The organism is Paenibacillus sp. J22R3, assembly GCF_056269305.1.
Genome location: NZ_JBWDNS010000005.1, coordinates 523,711 through 545,296, shown reverse-complemented (window position 1 = coordinate 545,296; position 21,586 = coordinate 523,711). Strand labels below are relative to the sequence as shown.

At 49.8% G+C, this 21,586-nt stretch carries 19 protein-coding genes and 11 tRNA genes; 27 read left to right on the top strand and 3 right to left on the bottom strand.

The features are described 5' to 3' along the window. The first annotated feature begins 30 nt into the window (after nucleotides 1-30). From AC0YN4_RS23655 to AC0YN4_RS23605, 11 genes are all read left to right on the top strand, one after another. Nucleotides 31-106, top strand: a tRNA-Phe gene (locus AC0YN4_RS23655). A gap of 23 nt (nucleotides 107-129) precedes the next feature. Further along, nucleotides 130-205: transfer RNA gene (locus tag AC0YN4_RS23650), tRNA-Thr, on the top strand. Between the two features lie 4 nt (nucleotides 206-209). Then, nucleotides 210-294, top strand: a tRNA-Tyr gene (locus AC0YN4_RS23645). 10 nt (nucleotides 295-304) lie between these two features. Beyond that, nucleotides 305-380 (top strand) — tRNA-His (locus tag AC0YN4_RS23640). Between the two features lie 30 nt (nucleotides 381-410). Further along, nucleotides 411-485 (top strand) — tRNA-Gln (locus tag AC0YN4_RS23635). Between the two features lie 4 nt (nucleotides 486-489). Then, nucleotides 490-562, top strand: a tRNA-Lys gene (locus tag AC0YN4_RS23630). A 14-nt stretch (nucleotides 563-576) separates the two neighbouring features. Beyond that, nucleotides 577-663 (top strand) — tRNA-Leu (locus tag AC0YN4_RS23625). Between the two features lie 9 nt (nucleotides 664-672). After that, a tRNA-Gly gene (locus tag AC0YN4_RS23620) sits at nucleotides 673-747 on the top strand. 4 nt (nucleotides 748-751) lie between these two features. Further along, nucleotides 752-822 (top strand) — tRNA-Cys (locus AC0YN4_RS23615). Between the two features lie 22 nt (nucleotides 823-844). Beyond that, nucleotides 845-921, top strand: a tRNA-Pro gene (locus AC0YN4_RS23610). Nucleotides 922-929: 8 nt separating this feature from the next. After that, a tRNA-Gly gene (locus AC0YN4_RS23605) sits at nucleotides 930-1,000 on the top strand. 129 nt (nucleotides 1,001-1,129) lie between these two features. Here AC0YN4_RS23605 and AC0YN4_RS23600 read toward each other — a convergent pair. Continuing rightward, nucleotides 1,130-1,525, bottom strand: coding sequence for a VOC family protein (locus AC0YN4_RS23600; RefSeq protein WP_475836929.1), 396 nt, complete (start codon nucleotides 1,523-1,525; stop codon nucleotides 1,130-1,132). 122 nt (nucleotides 1,526-1,647) lie between these two features. Continuing rightward, on the bottom strand, nucleotides 1,648-1,836 hold the full coding sequence (locus tag AC0YN4_RS23595) for a hypothetical protein (protein WP_475782918.1): 189 nt from the start codon (nucleotides 1,834-1,836) through the stop codon (nucleotides 1,648-1,650). 164 nt (nucleotides 1,837-2,000) lie between these two features. On the opposite strand from AC0YN4_RS23595, the gene AC0YN4_RS23590 reads away from it, so the two are divergent. The 3 genes from AC0YN4_RS23590 to AC0YN4_RS23580 all read left to right on the top strand — a co-directional run bounded on the left by AC0YN4_RS23590 (nucleotide 2,001) and on the right by AC0YN4_RS23580 (nucleotide 4,734). Beyond that, nucleotides 2,001-2,843, top strand: a complete 843-nt coding sequence (locus tag AC0YN4_RS23590; RefSeq protein WP_475836928.1) for a serine/threonine protein kinase — start codon at nucleotides 2,001-2,003, stop codon at nucleotides 2,841-2,843. 100 nt (nucleotides 2,844-2,943) lie between these two features. Beyond that, nucleotides 2,944-4,077 carry a YecA family protein gene (locus AC0YN4_RS23585; RefSeq protein ID WP_475836927.1) on the top strand — a complete coding sequence of 378 codons (1,134 nt, stop codon included), beginning with the start codon at nucleotides 2,944-2,946 and terminating at the stop codon, nucleotides 4,075-4,077. Between the two features lie 3 nt (nucleotides 4,078-4,080). Further along, entirely contained in the window at nucleotides 4,081-4,734 is a 654-nt protein-coding gene (locus AC0YN4_RS23580) for a M48 family metallopeptidase (protein ID WP_475836926.1), read from the top strand. Nucleotides 4,735-4,855: 121 nt separating this feature from the next. Here the strand turns inward: AC0YN4_RS23580 and AC0YN4_RS23575 are convergent, their stop codons facing one another. Further along, nucleotides 4,856-9,235 (bottom strand): endo-1,4-beta-xylanase, encoded by a 4,380-nt coding sequence (locus AC0YN4_RS23575; protein WP_475836925.1) that lies wholly within the window; start codon nucleotides 9,233-9,235, stop codon nucleotides 4,856-4,858. 217 nt (nucleotides 9,236-9,452) lie between these two features. Between AC0YN4_RS23575 and AC0YN4_RS23570 the strand changes: the two genes are divergently transcribed. From AC0YN4_RS23570 to AC0YN4_RS23510, 13 genes are all read left to right on the top strand, one after another. Beyond that, nucleotides 9,453-10,145 (top strand): PspA/IM30 family protein, encoded by a 693-nt coding sequence (locus AC0YN4_RS23570; RefSeq protein WP_475782913.1) that lies wholly within the window; start codon nucleotides 9,453-9,455, stop codon nucleotides 10,143-10,145. Continuing rightward, on the top strand, nucleotides 10,142-11,185 hold the full coding sequence (locus tag AC0YN4_RS23565) for a TFIIB-type zinc ribbon-containing protein (RefSeq protein ID WP_475836924.1): 1,044 nt from the start codon (nucleotides 10,142-10,144) through the stop codon (nucleotides 11,183-11,185). The genes AC0YN4_RS23570 and AC0YN4_RS23565 overlap by 4 nt, the downstream gene beginning before the upstream one ends. Nucleotides 11,186-11,238: 53 nt before the next feature. Then, nucleotides 11,239-11,991, top strand: a complete 753-nt coding sequence (locus tag AC0YN4_RS23560; RefSeq protein WP_475836942.1) for a TPM domain-containing protein — start codon at nucleotides 11,239-11,241, stop codon at nucleotides 11,989-11,991. Nucleotides 11,992-12,030: 39 nt separating this feature from the next. Beyond that, nucleotides 12,031-13,032, top strand: a complete 1,002-nt coding sequence (locus AC0YN4_RS23555) for an SPFH domain-containing protein (protein ID WP_475836923.1) — start codon at nucleotides 12,031-12,033, stop codon at nucleotides 13,030-13,032. Nucleotides 13,033-13,177: 145 nt separating this feature from the next. Next, nucleotides 13,178-13,837: a GGDEF domain-containing protein gene (locus AC0YN4_RS23550; RefSeq protein ID WP_475836922.1), complete on the top strand. Its 660-nt coding sequence runs from the start codon at nucleotides 13,178-13,180 to the stop codon at nucleotides 13,835-13,837. 219 nt (nucleotides 13,838-14,056) lie between these two features. Then, nucleotides 14,057-15,361, top strand: a complete 1,305-nt coding sequence (locus tag AC0YN4_RS23545; protein ID WP_475836921.1) for an ABC transporter substrate-binding protein — start codon at nucleotides 14,057-14,059, stop codon at nucleotides 15,359-15,361. A 77-nt stretch (nucleotides 15,362-15,438) separates the two neighbouring features. Continuing rightward, on the top strand, nucleotides 15,439-16,368 hold the full coding sequence (locus tag AC0YN4_RS23540; RefSeq protein WP_475782908.1) for a carbohydrate ABC transporter permease: 930 nt from the start codon (nucleotides 15,439-15,441) through the stop codon (nucleotides 16,366-16,368). A gap of 1 nt (nucleotide 16,369) precedes the next feature. Beyond that, the gene (locus AC0YN4_RS23535) at nucleotides 16,370-17,197 is read left to right on the top strand and encodes a carbohydrate ABC transporter permease (RefSeq protein ID WP_475782907.1); all 828 of its coding nucleotides are present in this window, start codon (nucleotides 16,370-16,372) and stop codon (nucleotides 17,195-17,197) included. A gap of 37 nt (nucleotides 17,198-17,234) precedes the next feature. Further along, a complete protein-coding gene (locus AC0YN4_RS23530) occupies nucleotides 17,235-18,410 on the top strand; it encodes a trans-sulfuration enzyme family protein (protein WP_475836920.1) in 1,176 nt (391 codons plus the stop codon). 46 nt (nucleotides 18,411-18,456) lie between these two features. Continuing rightward, on the top strand, nucleotides 18,457-19,134 hold the full coding sequence (locus tag AC0YN4_RS23525; protein WP_475782905.1) for a FadR/GntR family transcriptional regulator: 678 nt from the start codon (nucleotides 18,457-18,459) through the stop codon (nucleotides 19,132-19,134). Nucleotides 19,135-19,328: 194 nt separating this feature from the next. Next, nucleotides 19,329-19,703: a PH domain-containing protein gene (locus AC0YN4_RS23520; protein ID WP_475782904.1), complete on the top strand. Its 375-nt coding sequence runs from the start codon at nucleotides 19,329-19,331 to the stop codon at nucleotides 19,701-19,703. Nucleotides 19,704-19,821: 118 nt separating this feature from the next. Beyond that, complete coding sequence (locus AC0YN4_RS23515) at nucleotides 19,822-20,928, top strand: glycosyltransferase family 2 protein (protein WP_475782903.1); 1,107 nt, start codon at nucleotides 19,822-19,824, stop codon at nucleotides 20,926-20,928. Next, nucleotides 20,925-21,533 carry a glycerol-3-phosphate acyltransferase gene (locus AC0YN4_RS23510; protein WP_475782902.1) on the top strand — a complete coding sequence of 203 codons (609 nt, stop codon included), beginning with the start codon at nucleotides 20,925-20,927 and terminating at the stop codon, nucleotides 21,531-21,533. Before AC0YN4_RS23515 ends, AC0YN4_RS23510 begins: the two co-directional genes overlap by 4 nt. Nucleotides 21,534-21,586: the final 53 nt, after the last annotated feature.

Genomic DNA, 21,586 nt, shown 5'->3' with positions numbered 1-21,586 from the left:
CCCGTCGGCTCCGCCATTTCTTCAAAGTTCGGCTCGGTAGCTCAGTCGGTAGAGCAGAGGACTGAAAATCCTCGTGTCGGCGGTTCGATTCCGTCCCGAGCCACCATTTTTAAAACGGTAAGTTCATATGCCGGTGTAGCTCAGTTGGTAGAGCAACTGACTTGTAATCAGTAGGTCGGGGGTTCGAATCCTCTCGCCGGCACCATCATGGAGGATTAGTGAAGTGGCTAAACACGGCAGACTGTAAATCTGCTCTCTTCGAGTTCGGTGGTTCGAATCCATCATCCTCCACCATATTTATACGGCGGTCGTGGCGAAGTGGTTAACGCACCGGTTTGTGGATCCGGCATTCGTGGGTTCAATTCCCATCGGTCGCCCCATTTTTTCTAACCAAACTAAATGCTTCATGTTGGGGATTAGCCAAGCGGTAAGGCAACGGACTTTGACTCCGTCATCCCTAGGTTCGAATCCTAGATCCCCAGCCATTACGAGTCATTAGCTCAGTTGGTAGAGCACCTGACTTTTAATCAGGGTGTCGTAGGTTCGAATCCTACATGACTCACTTTATCTTGTTACGCGGTCATGGCGGAATTGGCAGACGCGCTAGATTCAGGTTCTAGTGTCAGCAATGACGTGGAGGTTCGAGTCCTCTTGACCGCACCATCAGCATCTGCGGAAGTGGCTCAGCGGTAGAGCATCGCCTTGCCAAGGCGAGGGTCGCGGGTTCGATTCCCGTCTTCCGCTCCATCATGGCGCCATAGCCAAGTGGTAAGGCAGAGCTCTGCAAAAGCTTCACCCCCAGTTCGAATCTGGGTGGCGCCTTGAAAGTTTGTTTCATGAATCGCGGGATGTAGCTCAGCTTGGTAGAGCACCTGGTTTGGGACCAGGGGGTCGCATGTTCAAATCGTGTCATCCCGACCATATTTTCTGCGGGTGTAGTTCAATGGTAGAACTTTAGCCTTCCAAGCTAATAGCGTGGGTTCGATTCCCATCACCCGCTTTCCGCACTTAGAAAAGCCTTTTATCCTTTGGGATAAGAGGCTTTTTTGTAGTTGGGCTGTAAAAATCAGTTGTTGTTTTATCGCCATCAAGAGGAAAAAAGACACCGTAGTGGTGTCTTTTTTTTGAACTATTTTGCATTCACGTCCGGTTGATGGATCCCAATAATGTTACCTTCGGTATCCATATAGTACCCCTGCCACGCCATGCCGGGCAGTGCGTATTTCGGTAATGCGACTGTGCCGCCGTTCGCTAGGATCTTGGCTTCCGTCGCGTCGTAGTCCCCGGTTCCCATTGTGCAGGCAAAACCATTCACAGGCTGCCCCGGCTGTGGAGAAGCGCCATGGCGCTTCATCAATGCACCGTTGATTCCCATTGCATCCGCATCACCTGTTACAGCTCCAAAGTAGGGCATGCCGGCGTAGCTGCTGTAATCCTCGAATGTCCAACCGAATACTTCTCCATAAAACTTCTTAGCGCGGTCCATGTCATCGACATGAATTTCGAAATGTATGACTCTTCCCATGATAACCTCCATTGTTTTGGCTTCCTTACATGATTCTTGTAATAGGGTTTCCTTTCCTACTTGATCCATAACAAATTACAAAATAAAAATAAACCCGACCAAGGATGATCGGGTTCCGGTAGTTAGCTGCTATAGCTGCCATGTTTCTTCTTATAGTGCCCATGGCCATAATTGGAGTGATGTGTGGGGTACTGGTTACCTTTCTTATAATCGCTGCTGCTGTGATGCTGATGTCCGTAGTGTCCGTGTGAACCGTGATGCTTGCGGCCGAGCAAGGAGTTGAAGAGGCGGTTCAATAGATGTCTTAACATACGCGTTGGACCTCCTATATCAAATTCAAGTGGAAGCGCTTCAGACTTGTAAAATAATACGTAGCTTGATGGATCAGGTTTCGTTATTAATCGCCCAATTGCAATTCGATAATTAGGAACCGAGCACCTGTTGCAGCCGTAAGTGAAAGCAGGGAGTGATGCGGATGTTAGGTGCATGGTGGCGGGAAAGGTGGTTCAATTGGATGGATTATCCGCTCCGGGATGGCGCGGTATGGGCGGGCAGGTATCGCATTGAGCAGTTCCTAGGCATGGGGAGCTACGGTCAAGCTTATCGCTGCACGGATCTCAGAAGCGGAGCTATTGTCCTAATGAAGCGAGGTAAGCCGAGCAAGCGAAGCTTGGCCCGTAAGATGCTTAAGCGTGAGAGCGAGATTCTTCGAGAACTCCATCATCCGCAAATGCCACAGTGGCTGGATTATGCCGCTCATGGCAGAGAAATGGTGCTCGTCATGGAACTGGTTGAAGGAAATAGCCTAGAGCACGTTGTAATGGGGAGCGAGAGAAGATACAGCCAGCAGGAAGCATTGCGCCTCATCCGGCAATTGCTGCAGCCGCTGCGGTATATGCATGAAGCCGGCTATATTCACCGGGATGTGCGTATCCCTAATGTTCTGGTTAGTGGCGATAAACTGGTTATCATCGACGTTGGGTTAGCTTGCCGAATAGGCGAAGAGTCTGCCTGCGACAAGGTTGAGCCAAGCGGATTCGCGGACAGCTGGGGAGCCGTGAAGCACCGGATGCGTGTGCCTGAACCGGCAAGCGACTTGTATGGTCTAGGCCATCTCTTCTTGTTTTTTATGTACGCAGATTACATCCCGCATGAAGGACAGGAGGAGCTGGGCTGGGAGGAAGAACTGGACCTTGATCCGGTGGTACAAGACTTTGTGCGAGGATTGCTGGAGAACAGATGGCAGACGGCGGAAGGATGCGAGCAGGAGCTGGTGCTTACATTGAAGGTGTTGGAAGGCCCAGCCTGCCAGGAATAAGTTGGTTGATAAAATTGCTTAATCCTACCATTCGCTTCAATTGAGAGCCTGGTTAGGGTACAATCTATATATATTGGTTGAAATGTAAAGGGGTTTAGGTATGGATTTACAAAAAGAAATGCTGCAGTTGAATGTGAATAATGCCATTAAAGGTACGGTTAAGACCAGCTTGAATGATATCCTTGGACAGCTAACGAAGGATCGGTTGAATTTCATCGCTGCCAATTGCGCGCTAGCGGGGCGCTCCAAGCTGAAGAAGCAGGAGCTCGTAGATGCGCTTTGCGATCTGATTACGAATGTAACGCAAGTACGGTCGGCTTTCCTTACAGCGGAGCCGCAGGAGTGGGAGCTTGTGAACCGGCTTCTCGAAGTACCGTATATTCAGGATAATACGATTTACGCCGATGCTTACTTGTTTCTGATGGATAAAGGGTTGGTATTCAGCTTCCTGGAAGGGGACGAGCTGTTCTTTGTTATGCCGGAGGAAGTCAAAGCCGTGTATAAGAAGTTGGACCAGAAGTCTTTCCAAGAGGAGCGCCATGTAAACCAACTGGTGCTGCGCTACATGGAGGCTGCTGCTAACTTGTATGGCATCTGCCCCGTGAACAAGCTCATTGAGATTATTAACGACCAGAACGATGTTGGTTTGACGGAGGAGAAGCTACACGCCATTCGTTTATCTGTCTCCGATAAGGTGCTGACTTGGGATATTCAGCGCGGATTTCTGTTTAGCGATAGCCTAGATGGCGAAGACTTGGACGATTATGAAGCGTTCTTGGAGAGCGTGAAGGACAAGCCGTACTACATTCCTCCCCAAGAAGAGCTGCTGCTTTATGCGAATATCGATTATTTCGAGAAGACGCCTCAGTTGGAGACATTGAAGAGCTACATCATGCAGGAACTAGGCAAAACAGAGAAGCAGGCGGAGGCGCTCGTGGATGATATCCAGCTCGCTTGTGCGATGGAAGAGCCGCTTAGTGTCATTATGGAAGAGTTTGATCAGCGCAAGATTCGTTTGAACAAGAATCAGCTAAAGGATGTTGCGCCGTTAATTATTAATGTGCATAACAATACGAGAATGTGGTCTAATCGCGGTTTTACGCCCAATGAGCTAAGACCGAAGACAGTGGAGAATGGGAATGTGATCCAGTTTCCGGCGGCATCCTCGAAAATCGGAAGAAATGAACCATGTCCATGCGGCAGCGGGAAAAAACATAAAAAGTGCTGTCTGTAGGTTATGGAGATTCAACTTGAACAGCGAACCATTGATGTTCATGTCGACTATGGGGCTGGGAAGAAGCTATCGATCCAAATTGAGCCTACAGGTTTCATTACGGTGAAGGCTCCTAACGGCACCGGCGAAGAGATGATCATTCGTGCAGTGAAACAGCATGAACGAGCGATTACGGCACAGCTCGATCGGATAGAGAAATCTCGTGAAGCGCTGACGTTGAAAGAGTATCAAGAACAGGGCAAGTTCCTCCATCTGGGGAAGTACTGCTTGTTGAGCGATTTAATTGATATAACGGCGCAGAATGAAGAAGAGCTTCGGCAACGGTTGAAGAAATTTTATTTTGCCAGCTGTAAGAAGATTGTTCTGGAACGTATTGCGGCCTATCAGAAGCAGCTGAAGGTCACGCCAAAGTCGATCGAGATCGTAGAATCCAGCACCAAATGGGGGAGCTGCAGCTCGAAGAAACAACTCACGTTTAACTATCGTCTGGCCATGGCCCCGATCGAGGTCATTGACTATGTCATTATTCATGAGCTGTGCCACCTGTCACATATGAATCATGATCGGTCGTTCTGGAGACTTGTAGGAAGCGTCATGCCGGACTACAAAGAGAAGGAAGCGTATCTGGCGCGGTATGGACAGGCGATGACGTTGTAGGCATGAAATAGATTGTTCACGTGCCGTGCTTGAAAGCTAAACCGAAGTTGTAGCTAAAGCAGGTTTCTCGACATTGAAAACCCACATCCTAATGGATGTGGGTTTTACTTTTGGCGGGGTCTTACAGATTCCAAATGCGGTACAGGATGACTGCCGCTTCGGCGCGGGTGAGTGAGTCGTGCGGCGCGAGGTTGCCGTTCTTGCCGTTTACGATTCCGGCTTTCACCAGTGCTGCCGCGCTGTCTTGCGCGTACCCGGAAATTGCAGCGGTATCTGCATAAGCATCTAGTGCTCCGGCAGTCCCGATTGGCTTGCCGGCGGCGGCCAGTGCACGTGTTGTCAGCACCATCATATCTTGACGGGAGATTGTGCTTCCTGGCTGGAAGGTATTATTATCGAAGCCGGTTGCGATTCCCAGCTCCTTGGCGATAACCAGCTCGTTGTAATAATATACGGTTTGCTCGACATCGCTGAACATAGCGCCTTCTTTGCCTGAGCCATGCAGTTCCAGTGCTCTTACTAGGAGAGCAATAAAGTCTGCTCGTTTAATGGAGGCGGCTGGAGAGAAGCTGTTCTCAGCTGTTCCCTTGATAATAGTATGCGACGCCATAGCCTCTATGGCTTGTTTGGCCCAAGGTACATGCTGCAGGTCACCGAACGTCTTGAATACGGAGCCTACCGCATAGGTGCTGAAGTGGGTCGTTTGGAAAACAACCGTTTGGCTTGCCGCATCATATCGAGCGTTCGGAATCTGTGTCGCCTTGCCTTGACCGTCGATGTACCAAATCACGATATGATCCGGGTTGCTGAGTTCTTCCGCCGTCGGCGTGTAAGGGATTGCGACCGATACAGGCGCAGCCGGATTGTTCCATGCAAGGATGGTGTTGCCTGCTGCGACTAAGTTCAGATCGATAACCGGACGGTTGCCAATCAGCTCGCGGGTAACGGCATCCAAGCTGTCTGTTGAAGCTTTGCCCACACGGATGGATACTTGCTCTGCTTTGTCTGTCACGCTGGACAGCATGTTGCTTGGAATTTGGATCGTTGCGTTCTCGGTCTTCACCGAAAGGACGAAGGATTCTTGCCCTTTCAGACTTTGTGTCGGTAATTGTACTTCGTACGATGTCGCGTTCGCCTGCTTCGGCAGCTCAATGACGACTTGTTTCTCGCCGTTAGCTGCAGGAGCGGCTTGCTCCAGCGCCTTCTTCAAATTATCGCCTGAAATCGTGCCGATAGCGCGTCCGTTGTCCGTCTTCATTTCCGGATTAATCGTAACGACGCCGTTCTGATTCTGGACGCTGCCGGTTGGTAGGCTGACAATGCTGCCACCGCCCTGATAGGTCTTCGTAGTGGTAAGCGTTAGTACACCGTAAACGGATGTGTCCATATAGCCGTTACCCGTCGTATCGTTCCACGCGGTTACGCTTTGGCGGGAGCCGTCCTTAGCGTCATTGATCTGCACGTCAAAACCGAGCTTCTTGTCGTTAGCCGGCGTAATCGAATTCAACGGGATTTTCACTTCAACCGTGTAATTGGTGCCGGACACCTTAGTTGCGGATTCGAAATCGGCTGCAAGGCTTGACGGATTGAAGGAGGTCTCATTGTCAAAGTTTACTCTGTACTGACCGTCATCCTCTTGATAGAACGATGTTTTCGCGTTGTTTTGATCTACGAAGATTTCGACGGAATCTTGTTCATACTTGTTTACATTTGCTTTGTCGAGCTGTGCGTCGCTCACCTGAATCAATACATACAGATTGTGCTCATCCCAGAGCGCTTTGGCAACTCCGCTCGCTCCTTGCCATGCCGTTTGATACCGGTTAATCGGTATTTCCTGTGTCTGGCTCCAAATCGCGTCAACGGTACCATCGACTACCGGCGTAGCAGTGAACGCGGTTGCTTGATTGGCTTCTGCCAATACGGGCTGATGCTCTTCCATAAATGCAGCCGGGTCGATCACGCCGTAATAAGCCGGTTTGGCTTGCAGATTCTTATCAAACAATAGCGGGTTGGAAGCGGCCCGCCAGCTCGTATTATCATCCATGCCCCAGAGGGTAACCCGCTTGATATTAGCAGCATGTGCTTGGAAAATGTCAAACAGCTGTGCATACAAGTAACCTTGAGCATTGGCAAGCGGCTCGGACAGCTGATAGTTGCTTCCTGCCTGAATGTCGAGCTCCGTAATGCTGATTTCTACACCTAATGAAATAAACTTCTCTAAGGACAGTTGTACATTGTCCGGGTTCGTATTCACACTGTAGTGGGCCTGCATACCGACACCATCAATGAGGAGCTTGCCAGGGTGCGTCTCCGCATATCTGTCGTTTATTTCTTTGACCATGTTGGTGATCGCTTGCGCTTTATTCTGATTATCCTCGTTGTAATCGTTGTAATAGAGCTTGATGTCCCAATCCGGATGCGCATTCAGCACTTCTCTTGCTGCCAAGAATGCCTGCTCTACATAATCCGTTCCAATCGCATTATTCCATGGTGTTTGGCGCAAGGATGCCTCCCAATCTGCAGGGTCGGAGGGGTTATCGTTCATCGCTTCGTTAACGACATCCCATGAAATGACCTTACTGCCGAAATGCTCCATGACCGTTTGGATATGGGTCTTCAAATTCGTGAGTGCTTCCTCGCGGCCTAGTGGAATCGTGTTGTCATTGCCATCCTTAGTCGTATTCAGCCACGCAGGTGATTGCTGATGCCATACCAGCACATGCCCGTGCATCTGAAGACCTTCAGCCAGCACTTTATCGACAAGTGTATCGGCTGCCGCAAAGGTAAAGTTGCCCTTCGTAGGTTGAAGCGCATCCGGCTTCATTGCGTTGCCTGCCGTTACGACGTTGAAATGCTGCTTCAGAAGCTCGAGTCTGACGCCTTCCAGATCCTCAGAGGAAATCGCGTTACCGATGAGGAAATCGTCCTGGTACGTGTCTTTAATAGGAGCCAGATCCTTCTGAATGGAGATCGGGCCGGAGCCTGTGCTTTCAAAGCTGATATCGTCGATGTAGTAGGAAGCTGTTTTGTTAGCGGAGCTCTCTACATAGATCGATAAGAACTCGCTGCTTACATTGTTGTATCGGTAGGTACCTTCGTATTTCACCCAGCCGTCGCTTGCGCTGATTGTTTTGCCAGCAAGCTGAACATAGTTCGCGCTGCTTCCTTGACCAACCTGCGTAGACAGCTGAAGCTGCGAGCTTGCGGGAGAGATCAGTTTGACCCAGGCTGTGATTTTATATTCGGAGCCCTTGTCTACATATTTCTCTACGCGCAATGTCGGCCCATGCCATGTATCAGTACGGCCTTCTACTTTCAAAGCGTAAGAGCCTGCTTCGGAATGATTGGCTTCATTGGTTACAGTCAGTGTTTCCGTACCTGCCCGGCCTACAAAGCCGCCTGCCGTTTGATCCTCAAACGTAACGGTGCTGAAATCCAAGGCCGGAGGCCGCGGCTCTTCTACCTCAGGCTCTTCCGGGGTCGCAGTCACTTTCTCGGTGATGAGGACATCCCCGATGTAGAAAGGTACGGTTTTGCCGGATTCACTGGATTGCACGCGCAGGCTCGAATCTTTGCTCGTATCCACCGTAAACTCTTTTGTCAGCGTGAAAGCTGCTCCGGCTGCGAAATTTGCGCCAGCTAAGAAGCCGTAGCTGTTCACCGTTTGCAGATAGGCTTGTGAACCGTCTGGTATGACCGTGCCGGAGTCAACATAGCCTTGAACGGTTACGGTATAGGTTTTACCGTTCGTAAGTCCGATGTCGGTGAATTTGAAATCGGCTGCGTCCCAGGTATTCGCCCTGTTGCTTACGGATAAAGCAGCTCCGTCGGCATTGCCATCAAAGACCTTGCCGGTAACTTGCGTCAAGCTCGCGCCGCCGGATTGCGTAGCAGCGCCTTTGCTGCTGGCAAAGTCCTCGTGATATACCGTGTTTACATCTGTCGCTGGTTTCTTAGCCGTGATGAGGATATCGCCCACGTAGAACGGCACTGTTTTGCCGGATTCGCTGGATTGCACGCGCAGGCTCGTATCTTTGCTCGTATCCACCGTAAACTCTTTCGTCAGCGTGAAAGCTGCACCGGCAGCAAAGTTAGCGCCAGCCAAGAAGCCATAGCTGTTTACCGTTTGCAGATAGGCTTGCGAACCGTCAGGCACGGCTGCACCTGAATCCACATAGCCTTGGACAGTTACGGTATAGGTTTTACCGTTCGTAAGTCCGATGTCGGTGAATTTGAAATCGGCTGCGTCCCAGGTATTCGCCCTGTTGCTTACGGATAGAGCAGCCCCGTCGGCATTGCCGTCAAAAGTCTTATCGGAGACCTTCGTCAAGCTGGCACCACCCGATTGAATGGCTTTACCAATGCCGCCGGCAAAATCTTCGTGATAAACAACGGTCGTCTCTGCAACCGCAGCTTGTGCAGCCGGAGCCAACAGGCCGGAAGGAATAAGCAAAGCTGCTGCCAGCAAAATCGAGATTACGCGTTTGATTGTTCGAGTCATTTATTGCATCCCCCTGCGAGTGAATTTGGTAAATAAAAATAAAGCGCTTACAATCGTAAGCTGATGCAACCTCCTTTCCGTTCTTATCCTCGATTATAGCCCGTGTTAAAAACTTCTTTTACCAGAAGAAGTAAACAATATATTGTACAAATTAAATATAAGAGCCGATTTGATGTAGTATAGAAGATAATGTAAGACTTCGAAGGAGGAGCTTGTGATGGGGATCTTATCGAGGTTTAGAGACGTGATGAAAGCCAATATGCATGGTTTGCTTGACCATGCGGATAATCCGGAGAAGACTGTAGAGACGTACATGGAGAGCTTACATAGCGATCTCGGCCAAGTGAAGGCGGAGACTGCGGCAGTACTGCTTGAGGAGAGCAGAGCCAAGCGGGAGTTGGATGAATGCAGCGCCGAGATCAAGAAGCTGCAGCGATATGCGGAGAAGTCTGCGGAGTCCGGTGCAGATGAGAATGCGTTCAAATTTCTGGAGCTCAAATCGAAGCAGACCGAGAAATATGCGGAGGTGGAGGCTGTGTACACCCGGGCTTCCGCGAAGGCGACGATGATGAAGCATATGCAGGATAAGCTCGTGTCCGATCTGGCACAGCTGGAAGCGCGGCATACCGAGCTGAAAGCGAAGCTGGCAGATGGCAATGCGCAGCAACGAGCTGGCAGCGAAGCGAGCGCTGCCATCAGCACAATGGAAGAGAAGGCGAATCAGGCGTTGAACGAAGCGATGGCTCTAGTTGAGCTTAGAGCAGAGGCACAAGAAGACGATCTGGACGTATTGATCGCCCAGCTCGAGAAGCAGTCAGCAGCAGGTACGACTGCAGCATCTGCGGCCGCTGTACAGACAACACCTGAAGATGAGCTCACAGCAATCAAAGAAAGATTAAAGTCGAGGTGAGCAACGTGGCGACGGTTATCGAGTATAAGTGTCCCAATTGCGGCAGCGGTATGGTGTTCGATGCAGGCACAGGAACGCTGTCTTGTCCCAGCTGCGGACGACAGGATCAGATTGATCAAATCTCCGATCCGCTGAAACAGCAGACAGTTACAGAAACCGATGTGAAGGAGTATCACTGCAACAGCTGCGGAGCGGTCATCGTAACGGAGCGGGAGACAAGTGCAACGACATGCAGCTTTTGCGGATCTGCCGTGGTGCTGAGCGATCGGTTGTCGGGGGATTTTGCTCCGGTAATGGTGATTCCCTTCACGATCTCTAAGGAAGCCGCGATGAAGGCGTTCAAGAAATGGTGCAGAAACGGTTTGCTTACGCCTAAGGGGTTCATGACAGCGGATCGGATCGCCGGGATCACAGGAATGTACGTTCCCTTCTGGCTCTATGACTTGAACAACGGCATTGAGGTTCACGGCCAGGGCACGAGGGTTAGAATCTATACACAAGGCGATTATAGGTATACAGAGACGCAGCATTTCAATATCTATCGCAAAATCCGGTTGAACTATGTAAGGCTGCCGATCGATGCATCGGAGAAAATGAATGACGAGCTGATGGATAAGCTGGAGCCGTTTCCCTATGATCAGCTGAAAGCATTCAAGACCCCTTATCTGGCCGGTTATCTGGCGGAGAAATATAGCTATAATGATGAACAGTTATTTCCGCGGGCAAAGGAGAAAACGAGCTCCTACATCGATGCCTATATATCTTCAACGGTACAAGGGTACTCGAGCGTGATGTACACCGATAAGCAAATCGACACGACCGTGAAACAGGCGGATTATGTGCTGCTCCCCGTGTGGATGATCAGGTATAACTATAATCGGCAGGAGTATACGTTTGCGATGAATGGTCAGACAGGGAAGGTAGTGGGCAAACCGCCTATTAGCAAGGCGAAGGTAACCGCATGGTTTGCAGGCGTTTCTGCCGTTTCATTCGTGGGGTTAAAGATCGTTTCCTGGATTTTGGGAGGCGGGTTCCTGTGAGAAAACAGCCTAAGCTTCTGGCAGCAGCGCTCGTCGCACTTACGATTTGTTTGATGGCCTTAATAATTCCCTCATTGTCTACAGCGGCGGCAGCTGCGACGGGGAATAAGAAGCTCATTTATGATCAGGCTCATCTGCTCAGCGAGCAGGAACAAGTTGATCTGAGCACCTTGGCGACGAAATACGGGGCTGATCGAGAGACCGACATCATCATTCTTACATCCGCTAATACGGAGAACCGGGATGTTCAGCTGATGACGGAGGATTTCTACGATAATGAGGCGCCGGGGTATGATAAGCCACACGGTAATGCGGTTATCCTGACCATGGACATGAACAATCGTCAGGTTTATTTGGCCGGCTTTGGCAAAGCGGAAACCAGTCTCGATAGCGGCAGGCTGGACAAGATTCGAAACGCCATTTCGCCGGATCTGACGCAAGGTGATTATGCCCAAGCATTCACAAGGTATATTACGCTCTCGCACAAGTATATGGGGTTCAAGCCCGGCGTAAATCCCGATAATATCTTGTTTACCATCTGGTTTCAGCTGGGAGCAGCGTTAGTCATCGGGGGTATTGTCGTCAGTGTGATGGTGTTTCGTTCAGGCGGCCGAATTACAGTCACTCGGGCGACCTATGAGGATTCAAGCACTTCAGGCGTGTTGGAGCATGCGGATCAGTATATTCGGACGACTGTTACGAAGAGCAGGATTCCGAAGAACAACGGCCGCAGTTCAGGCGGCGGTGGCGGCGGCGGGACTAGCGGCGGCGGTCATTCCCATAGCGGAAGCAGAGGGTCTTTCTAATCGCCAAACAATACGGATTATAGAAGGGATGGGAATGGCATGGGGCTTTTCGGGAATCAGTTCGCAAACGTTGTGGAATGGGAAGAGTTTAGGGATGATATGATTTTCTGGAAGTGGAACAACCGGGAGATCAAGAAGGGAAGCAAGCTCATTATTCGCGCCGGTCAAGATGCTGTTTTTCTGAATAACGGTAAGGTAGAGGGGATTTTCAAGGATGAAGGCTCCTTCCAGATCGATTCGGACATCATTCCCTTCTTGTCTACGCTGAAAGGGTTCAAGTTTGGCTTCAACAGCGGCATGAGGGTAGAGGTTCTCTTCGTGAATACGAAGGAGATTACCGTGAGATGGGGCACGCAGAATCCGGTACTAATTCCAACCACTCAGCTTCCGGGGGGGATGCCGATCCGCGCTAATGGTACGTTTACGTTCAAAGTGAGCGACTATATGGCGCTGATTGATAAGATTGCCGGGGTCAGACAAGATTATTTGGTCGAGGATGTCAAAATCCGAATCACTGCCGTGCTGGATCAACTGCTGATGAAGTGGATCAGCCGAGAGGGCAAGGATATGTTCAATCTGCAGGCGAATGCATCCGACATTGCGAAGGGAATTCGCGAGGATCTGGATATGCAGCTGATGGATATCGGGATCGCGATCACCGGTTTCCAGGTCATGAGCTTCAATTATCCGCAAGAGATTCAGGACATGATTACGAAGACGGCTTCGCATGAGATGATCGGCAATTTGCAGAAGTTTCAGCAAGTGAGCATGACCGATGGCATCTCATCCGGGAAAGTGCAGGGCGGCGGAGCTGCCGCGGATATGGCCGGCATGATGATGGGCATGAATATCGCTGGCGAAATGCTGAAAAATATGAACCACCAGAACCAGAATCAGCAAGCTGAGGCAGATAAGAGCTCAGACACAGCAGCGGTTCCTTCGTCCACGGGAGGCGGCAAGAAGCCGAACTTCTGTCCCAATTGCGGCGCCAAGAATGAAGGAGCCAACTTCTGCCCGAATTGCGGCCAGAAACTGGGCTAGGGTAATTGGAGGAATTTAGATCATTTGTCCTATACAAAACAGGGATTTGATGGAAGGCGTCGAAAAGGGATAGGTAATCCCACCCTACTCTAATGTGATTTGTTTCGAGGATGGTCATACTCGGATTGGAAAGCGGAGATCGACAATGAACTATGCAGGTAGAATCGTGATTACGACTGTTGTGATGGCATTGATCGTGATAGCCCGTATTTATGGGAGCATGTATTACAATTTCCCGCTCTTCCAATTACCGTATCTTGGCGTGCCTGCAGTATTGATATGTTGGTGGCTCGGCAGCCAATATGACAAGGTCAGATTTTACGCGGAGAAGGATGTATTGACCGAAATCTACAACAGGAGATTCGTCATTCAGCAATTCCCAAGACTCCTTGCGCGAATGGACAAAAAGAATGAGAGCCTGCAATTGTTTCTCATTGACGTAGATAACTTTAAACATATAAATGATACGTACGGACACGAGATGGGAGACAAGGTGCTCCAGGCTATTGCAACGATCTTGTCATCGCATGCTGCCAATAAGTCAATCATTGCACGTTGGGCGGGTGATGAGTTCCTAATTATCTCTCCACTTTCGAATGCAGACAGTAGTGATGGAGATGTCATGATGATACAAATTAGAGACACGCTCAAGATATTATCGAAAGCGTACAATATGGATGTATCGGTTTCTATTGGCACTTCCGTGTATCCGTATGATGCGAAGGACTTGGACGATTTGCTGAATGTCGCAGATCGCGAAATGTATGACATGAAATCAAGGAAGCTTAAAACCACATTCGCATGAGAATGTGGTTTTTTCTGTTTGGAAATCATAAACGGCATTAATTAATAGCCTTAATATTCAAAATAAAAATAAAATTGGAAATATTGAGAAAATGTATTGTAGGATAAAGCGCCTTCAATTACACTGATGCTATCAGACAGGCAGAGTGTATGCCTGGAAGATATGGAAGAGAATTGAATGCAAGTTGGAGGCTTGTTATACCAAAAGGAGGCTATTGAAATGGCGGCAGGGAAACAGAAAAAGATGTTATTCGGTGCGGTCGCAGGTGTGATGCTTGTAAGCGTTATGGCAGGCTGTAACGACAACGGCGGCTCGGGGAAGAAGGTCACGCTGCGGATGATCGAGAGCTTGACGAGCCCAGCCCGAACAACGGTTTTAAATGAAATGATTTCCAAGTTTGAAGCAGCCAATCCGAATATTAAAGTTGAATTGATTTCGCCTCCTTTTGACCAAGCTGACAATAAAATCAAAACCATTCTCGGAGCTAAGCAGGATCTTGACGTGTTGGAAGTGCGCGACTCCACCATTTCCGAATTTTCCAATAATGGCTACCTTGAGCCGCTTAATGACTACGTGAAAGACTGGTCAGATTATGCAACTGAAGTCGACGTAGCCAAGTCGGTGGCAACGCTTAATGACAAGCTGTATTTTATCACGAACGGTATGTATCAGCGTCAGATGTTCTATCGCAAAGACTGGTTCCAAGAGAAGGGCATTCAACCGCCGACGAATTATGAAGAGATGGTTGAGGCCGCGATTAAGCTGACAGACGCAAGCAAGAACCGTTATGGGTTCTCGTTCCGTGGCGGAGCGGGCGCTAACGGCGTACCGGATACGATTATTCTGAACTACAACTTTGATAATATCGATCATGATGATTCAACGTTCCTGAAAGACGGCAAGTCGATGTACTCCACGCCGGAAGCGAAGCAAGCACTTGAACTGTATGTGAAGCTTTACAATGAGGGCTCTCCGAAAGACTCGATCAACTGGGGCTACCAAGAGCAGGTTCAAGCATTCACATCAGGAGTCACCGGCATCCTGCTGCAAGACCCTGACGCTATCCCGGCTTTAATGGAGAAAATGGATGTCAACACCATTGGCACAGCTCCGATGCCGAGAGGGCCAAGCGGTAAGGCGTTTACGGCAACCGGCGGCGCAGGCTGGGGGATCACGAATTACTCGAAGAACAAGGATGAGGCATTTAAGCTGATCGCCTTCCTATCGAGTCCGGAACAAAATACGTATTTCGCTCAAAAGACGGCCCTTATTCCTATTCATTCCACGGCCAGCGAAGATGCATTCTTCCAAACGGATATGTATAAGTCGCTGCTTGAAATGTCCAGCAAGCCGGACGAATTCGTGAACCTGAAAGCGAACACGAAATATCCGGGTATCGGCCAATGGGGACAAATCGCGATGGAAAGCGGTCAATCGATGCTGCTGGGCAAAGTATCGCTTGATGATACCTTGAAGCAATGGGATCAGTTCTGGGCGGATCAACGAGCAAATTTGAAAAAATAAATGGATGCACAAGGGATGATGGGTGACGAGCAGTCACCCCTCATCACCACTTAACTCCGAATAAGGTGGTGCGATTCATGAAAGATGATCAGCCTTCCATCATTGGGCGAGTGCAGGCCAGTTACCGCAATTCGCCGCGTGGCTTCATCTTTTTCAGTTTGTTGCCTACAGTGGTCCTGATGCTTGTATTTACCTACTATCCTTTCTTGCGCGGTATCGTGATGGCGTTTCAGAACTATCAGCTCTTCGATCTGACTGACGTTCATTTCATCGGCTTTGACAACTTCAAGAATATGTTTCAAGATTTGAAATTTAAACATGCCTCGATTAACAGCATCTATTGGGTGTTCATCTCCCTTATTTCACAATTTACGATCGGTATGACTGTCGCACTGCTATTAAACAAACGGTTCCGCGGGCGGGGAATCTTCCAGGGCTTTGTCTTCTATCCCTGGGCGCTGTCCGGATTTCTGATTGGCCTGATTTGGAAATGGATGTTCAATTCACAGATCGGAGTCATCAACGACTTGCTGCTCCGAACCGGAATCATTCATGAGCGAATCGGCTTCTTGTCGGATCCGAATTGGGCGATGGCCTCGGTCATTGTTGCGAATATATGGTATGGAATCGCCTTTTTCGCGATCATGCTGCTGGCCGCGCTGCAGTCGGTGCCATCCGAGCTCTACGAAGCAGGAAGCATGGACGGCGCTAACGGCGCACGCAAGCTGGTGAACATTACACTGCCGTATATTATGCCGACTGTCATTACGACTACGCTGCTGCGCGCAATCTGGATATTCAATGATCCATCGATTATTTATGGGTTAACGAACGGCGGGCCTGCCGGCTCAACGCATATTTTGTCTTCCCTTATGCTTGACAAGATCATGTACGGCGGCGATTATGGCGCGGCTTCTGCAATCGGCATCCTCATGATCGGTATTCTCATGCTCTATACGATCTTTTATTTAACCGTGACGAGATCTGAGAAAATGGGGGACTTCTAATATGAAGCGGCACCTGTCGAAAGGGTTGAAGGTCGTTTTCTTGACGATCTATTTAATGGTGATGGTGTTTCCGCTCTATTGGATTGTGATCACATCACTGAAGCCGCAGAAAGAAATCTTCTCCTTCCCGCTGAAATACTGGCCCGATCATTTGAGCTTTCAAAATTACATCAACATTATCAAAATTTCCAAATTCCACATCTATATTGCCAACAGTATGCTGATTTCGCTCAGTGCTGCAGCGGTTGTTGTCTGCATTGCGGTTCTTAGCGCCTATGTGCTGGCCCGATTTAAATTTCGCGGTCACCGGCAGATCATGCTGGGATTCTTTCTGACGCAGATGCTTCCGGGCTTCGTGGCGCTGGCCCCCCTATATTTGCTAATGTCCCGCTTGGATTTAATTAATACGCGATCCTCGCTCATTCTGATGTACACGGTCGGTTTAATTCCGTTTTCGACCATATTGCTAAAAGGTTTTTTTGAACGGATCCCGTCCAGCCTGGAAGAGGCGGCGATGATCGATGGCTGCTCCCGGATGTCGGCGCTGATTCGCGTCATTATGCCAGTCATGCTCAATGGGATTGCGGCCACTTTTATTTTCGCCTTTGTGCAGAACTGGAACGAATTGTTCATGGCGGTCCTATTTATCGATGACGAATCGCTCAAGACGCTGCCTGTGGCCATGAATTCCTTCGTCATGAAGTTTGATGTGGATTGGGGGGCGATGTCGGCAGGAACCGTGTTGTCCGTCATTCCGACTATTGCTTTGTTCGCCCTTGCGCAGCGATTCATCGTCGAAGGGTTGACGCAGGGGGCTGTTAAGGGATAACAGCCGGCGTACAGGGATGGAAGGAGGCGTGTAACGGATGACAGAGAAGAACGGCCGAGAATGGCAGTACACCTTGACGGCACATGACGCCGTCGATGAACGACATCACGGATCGATTAATATACCGATCTATCAAACAAGCCTATTCGCCTTTGAATCGTATGACAAATTTCAGGAGGCTGGGAAGCAGCAGCAGACCCATCATGTCTACTCGCGGGGAAATAACCCGACCGTGCGGTATTTAGAGGATAAGCTGGCCGAACTGGAACATGCGGAAATGGCGAAGTGCTTCGCTTCGGGGATGGCTGCAATCTCAGCTGCGATCCTCTCGTCGGTGAAGGCCGGTGACCATATCGTTTGCGTGGATCAGGCATACGGGCCGACGCGTTCGTTCGTGACCCAGTACTTGAAGCGCTTCGGCATTGAATCGACGCTGGTGGACGGAAGCCAGATGGACAACATTCGTTCAGCGCTTCGCCCGGAAACCAAGCTGATCTATCTGGAAAGCCCGACTTCGATGCTGTTCCAACTGCAGGACCTGAAGGCCTGTGCGGAGCTTGCCCGCAGTCGCGGAATCGTTACGATCGCGGATAACTCCTGGGCTACGCCTGTATTCCAGCGTCCATTGGAACTTGGCATCGACCTCGTCGTGCACTCCGTTACCAAGTACATCTCAGGGCAAAGCGACAGCGTTGCCGGTGTTGTGCTCGGATCGGAGCGACTCATCAGTCGAATTGCAGAGGAAGAATATATGCTGTTCGGTGGCATCATGACGGCGCACACAGGTGCCCTGGTTACTCGCTGCCTGCGTACGCTGCCCCTTCGCATGGAGCGGCATGAGAGCAGCACACTAAAGGTCGCGACTCATATGGCCAGCCAGCCTTATGTGTTGCGAGTCAATTACCCCTCGCTCCCTTCGCATCCGCAGTACGAGCTTGGATTAAAGCAAATGAACGGCTCGAGCGGGTTGTTCTCGTTCGAATCTGCCGAGTCTCCGGAGAAGATGCGGCAATGGGCGGGCCAGCTGAAGCTGTTCAAGATCGGGGTCAGCTGGGGCGGCTTCGAGTCACTCGTCATCGTTAATCCGGCTTACGCTGGTTGTACGGCAGAGGCGCGCAGCCTGATTCGTCTGCATATCGGATTGGAGAGCGTCGACGATTTGATCCGTGACTTGGATCAGACCTGGGCGCAAGTTGGCGATTTACAGCTATAACAGGTTCTGAAAGCTTGGATTCGTAAATGCGGGGAGTGATTCGTTTGTGGCTAAGATCCAACGGCAATTGATGCCTGAGCTGGTATCGCAGGAAATTCAAAATTATATTGAAGAGAAAGGCCTTCAGGAAGGAGATAAGCTTCCATCGGCCGAGGTGATGACGCAGATGTTCGGCGTTGGTCGCTCTTCTCTCCGAGAAGCGCTGCGCTATCTGGAGGCGATTGATGTCCTCACCGTCGCTAACGGAAAGGGGATCTATGTCCGAGATGTAGGCACTTATCGGTTTGCCGGTAAAATCAAAATAGAAAATGAGAAGCGATTTTTGCTTTCGATATTAGATGTGCGCCGGGCGTTGGAGGGAAAGGCGGTCGAATTAGCAGCCCAGCGGATTACGCAGGTTCAAATTGATGAACTGACGGCATGTTTGAAGGAATACAGCCGTCTGAAAGAATTGGGGAAACCGACCTCGCAAATCGATTTGGCATTCCACCGGGGTGTCATGAGTGCGGCGTCCAATCCGATTTTGGCCAGCGTGCTGGAGTCTATATCTGCTCTGTACGAGAAGTTTTTCAATGAACCGCTTGGTGAACAAAAGCTGTTCGACGAAACGTACGAGTACCACCATACCATGTTCGCTGCGATTGCGGTTCACGACGCGGAGCAAGCACTGGCCGAGTTTAATAAGCTTATGAATTGCATCGAGAATATTATCAAAACCTATTGATCGGAATGAAAGAACGCTAACTGGCACCGTTTTGATCCCACATCCGCATGAAGATGCAGATGTGGGATTGTTTTTGTGATTTTCGCGATTGTGATTGACAAAATATTCTAACTCTCTTCATGATACATATATCATAGTGTGCAATCGAAGGGTGAGGGAAGCTTGAGTAAAATCATGAACAGGGGGCTAAGTAGATGGCAGCGACTTCAAGTATTCTAGAGTGGACCTTGGTTTCGGAGTGTCCGATACCGCAAGACGTCCATGCACTGCTGGTGGCAGGAGAAGTAGCGGTTACGGCTTACAAAACCTTCCGCGATACGGCTATTTTCACGAATAAACGGTTAATTGTACGAGATGTGCAAGGCATCACAGGCAAGAAAGTTGAGATCTATTCTCTCCCTTATTCTTCGATTAACATGTGGTCTACAGAGAACGCCGGTGGATTCCTCGATATCAATGCAGAGGTTGAGTTGTGGACACGAGCGGGCCATATTAAAGTGAAATTGCAAAAAGGCGTAGACATTCGCAAGTTTGATATGCTGATTGCGAATGCGCTTCTGAAAGATTAAATATAGGGATCATAAAAAAAGGGATTAATTGGCGTTAACCGAAATAAGTTCATAGATCCATACATCAATGCCATATATTTTACTTATAGCCATAAAACAAGTCCTGGGGGGTAATGGAATGGGGATGTTGATTATTGCTGTGCTGATGGGTGCGTGTGCTGCGGGATTGATTTTGTTCCGTAGAAATACGATTCCTGTCGATCTTCACGATCATCCCCGTTTGCAGCGAAAGCAGCAGCTGTCCGTCATTATCCCGGCTAGGAATGAAGAGGGCAACTTGCCGCATCTGCTGCGTTCGCTCCGAGCCCAGACTATAGAAGAGATTGAGATTATCGTCGTGGACGATCATTCCGAGGATCAGACAAGAGCGATTGCAGCGAGTTATGGCGTCAAAGTCATTGCGAGTCCCGAGCTGCCCTTAGGATGGACAGGTAAGAACTGGGCTGTCTGGAACGGCTACTTGCAGAGCACCGGAGAGCTCATCGCTTTTCTGGATGCCGATGTCAGACTCGCTCCGGATGCGCTTCATGCACTCATTGCGGCGAGAGAACTGGCCGGCGGAACGATCTCGGTCGTACCGTATCATCAGGCAGAGAAGCTCTATGAGAAATTGGCGCTAATCCCCAACCTCCTGGGCTTGTTCGCTTTCACATCGCCCATGGAACGGACGAATGCCACGAAAGGGTTGTACGGGTCATGTATTCTCACGACCAGAACGCTCTATGACAAGGTGCAAGGTCATGAGGGCATTAAGGGAGAGCTGCTGGACGACTTGAATCTAGGCGCTAAATTTATTGAAGCGGGTATTCCGGTCGTGAATTACATCGGGTACGATAAGGTATCCTTCCGCATGTACCCTGGCGGCATTCGCAGCGAGATTGAAGGCTTCAGCAAAGGAGCTGTGCTTAGTACGAGCAAGCTCAGTTTGCGGACAACACTGCTCGTGGCGGTTTGGTTAATCGGATTAATTATGGTGGAGGCGACTCCGTTCTTCTTGGGAACCTCATGGGGAATGCCGCTCGCGATGGGGTACGTTCTATACACCGTGCAAATTTATTATTTTGTCCACTATACAGGTCGATTCGGCAACTGGCTGCCTGCCGTTCATTTCTTGAGCACGGTATTCTTTCTGATGATCATGCTGTATTCCATTTACCAGGTTGTTTTCTTTGGACGAGTGGCTTGGAAAGGTCGAAGTATTGATGTCGGAGCTCGGAGAAAATGATGATGATCCTGTGGACGATCCTATCCTACCTATCCGGATCGCTGATGTTCTCTTATTGGCTTGGCTTAATGGCGAAGCATAATTTAAAGGAGCATGGCGATGGCAATCCGGGAGCGCTGAACTTGTGGAGAGCGGCTGGTTATACGTACGGGTTGACCGGTGTTGCGCTTGATTTTCTGAAGGGGTATGTCCCGATATTCTGGCTTGTGCATACGAATGCGGTGACAGGATCGGGTATCATCCTGCCGGCTGTCGCGGCCATTCTCGGCCACATCTTCTCGCCTTTCTTACGCTTGAAGGGAGGCAAAGCGATCGCAGTTTCATTCGGCGTTTGGAGCGGGTTGACGGGCTTCGCGGCTTCGCTCGCCTATGCCGTTATTCTGGCAGTGCTCCTATTGTCGGGCCGATTGCTCAGCAGAGGAAAGCCGTCCTCTTCGGAAGCAGATGCCTTTCAAGTTGTGCTAGGCATGCTGCTGCTGGTGATCTTCTTGTTCTTTGCGAGGTATTCCGGCGCGGTCCTTCTGTTCGGAATGTTCAATTTGCTGTTGTTGGTCTATTCCCATCGAAGAGAGCTGCGCGTTGTTGTGCTCAAACGGATGGAGTGATGATTCAGCTAAGTATTGCCTTACATTTCCTGTTTTTGCTTTAGGAATGGTTC